3 protein-coding genes are annotated in these 1,726 nt (G+C 41.4%); all 3 read right to left on the reverse strand.

Annotated features, from left to right (window positions below):
• On the reverse strand, positions 1-320 hold a 320-nt coding region (locus LD39_RS00230), incomplete at its 3' end, for a S1 RNA-binding domain-containing protein (protein WP_035541539.1).
• 104 nt (positions 321-424) lie between these two features.
• A complete protein-coding gene (locus LD39_RS00235; RefSeq protein WP_035541540.1) occupies positions 425-1,006 on the reverse strand; it encodes a 1-acyl-sn-glycerol-3-phosphate acyltransferase in 582 nt (193 codons plus the stop codon).
• A 4-nt stretch (positions 1,007-1,010) separates the two neighbouring features.
• The gene (gene cmk, locus LD39_RS00240; protein ID WP_035541542.1) at positions 1,011-1,691 is read right to left on the reverse strand and encodes a (d)CMP kinase; all 681 of its coding nucleotides are present in this window, start codon (positions 1,689-1,691) and stop codon (positions 1,011-1,013) included.
• Positions 1,692-1,726 lie beyond the last annotated feature (35 nt).

The following is a 1,726-nucleotide window of genomic DNA, read 5'->3' on the forward strand; positions in this document are numbered from 1 at the left end:
GCTTCAAAAATCTCTCCGCTTTCGAATTTCTCTTCAAGATCCTGCCATGCTTTGTCAGCATCGACAGCACGCTTGGAAAGAACGATTTCATCGTCTTCCACTTTTTTCACTTGTAGCGTAAGTTCATCACCTTCGCTAACTGCATCAGATGCTTTTTCTACATGAAGGCTGGATAATTCACTGATAGGTACAATCCCCTCTACTTTATATCCAACATCTACGAGGACTTGTTTTTCTTCAATCTTTACGACTTTACCAGTCACAATGTCCCCAGCAGAGAATTCTTTCATTCCAGATACTTCTTGATTCATTTCATCCATACCAAGCTACCTCCTTCAATTTCCGACACAACCTTATGATACAGAAATGCCCTTTTGTCTAACTTCTAATATTTAGAGCATTTTGTCAAGTGTTTACGCTTCTCTCAGCTATGATTTTTATGCAATTGTCTGATTTCTTCCATAATTCGATCAGTAACGACTTGAGCCGACGCCTTCTCTTGTCGAAATTCTGTCATATCAATGGCTTCACCATAAACTACCTTCAGTGGTTTGAACTTTTCATACGGTCCTATAATGGCGCATGGCACAATCGTAGCTTCAGAACGTAATGCAAAAAAACCTGCTCCAGCGAGCCCTTTGCCGATTTCACCGTTTTTCTGGCGGGAACCCTCCGGGAACAATCCCAAGGCATGGTTATCCTTGAGCACATTTAACCCTTGCCTCAAAGCGTTACGGTCCCTCATCCCTCTTTTAATTGGAAATGCATGGACTCTTTTCAATATTCCCCCAAAGAACTTGTTATTAAACAATTCTTCTTTAGCCATGAAATAGATATTTCGACTGCTCGTAATCCCAACAACGGGAGGGTCGATATTAGATATATGGTTCGAACAAATAATAACCGGGCCGTCCTTTGGGATGTTCTCTTTTCCGATTACTTTAATTCGGTATAGAGGATAAAAGATCAATGTGCAAAGCAACTTTCCTAATTTATATAGATTCATTCGATTACCCCTCCTTGTGCTGCTTTTCTTTTACGATAGAAATAATCCGCTCTACTACCTCTTCAATGGATAATGAAGTTGTATCCACTTCAATGGCATCCTCTGCTTTGACTAAAGGAGCGGTTTTGCGATTAGAATCAATTTCATCGCGTTTTCTTATATCTGCTTTGATTTCTTCAAGATCCGAACCGTATCCTTTATCCAGGTTTTCTTTATGACGTCGCTCCGCGCGTTCATCGACAGAAGCAATCATGTAAATCTTAACGTCTGCATCCGGGAGCACGTGCGTTCCGATGTCACGACCGTCCATAACGACCCCTTGCTCTTCTACAAGCTCCTGTTGTCGTTTAACCATCTCTTCACGGACAGATTTGTGCTTTGCAACAATAGAAACCTGATTTGTTACCTCATTCGTTCTGATGTCTTCGGAAACGTCCGCTCCGTCCAAGACTACTTTCTGACCAGAAGGTGACTGAACAAGCTTTAATTCTGTATTTTTCAACAACTTAGCGAGATTCTCTTCATCTTCTAAAGAAACGTTCTTCTGGATGGCTTTCCATGTTAATGCACGATACATTGCTCCAGTATCTACATATATTATAGAAAGCTTTTCCGCTACCCTCTTTGCTACTGTACTTTTACCGGCGGCTGCTGGCCCGTCAATTGCGATTGTCATTGTGTTCATAACTGCATCTTCCTCCACTTTCCTTACTACATACA

Source organism: Halobacillus sp. BBL2006, from assembly GCF_000786645.1.
GTDB lineage: Bacteria > Bacillota > Bacilli > Bacillales > Halobacillaceae > Halobacillus.

Bases quoted from the DNA above. Each gene is read 5' to 3' on its own strand.
- LD39_RS00235 (WP_035541540.1), bottom strand. From the start codon at position 1,006: ATGAATCTATATAAATTAGGAAAGTTGCTTTGCACATTGATCTTTTAT.
- cmk (WP_035541542.1), bottom strand. From the start codon at position 1,691: ATGAACACAATGACAATCGCAATTGACGGGCCAGCAGCCGCCGGTAAA.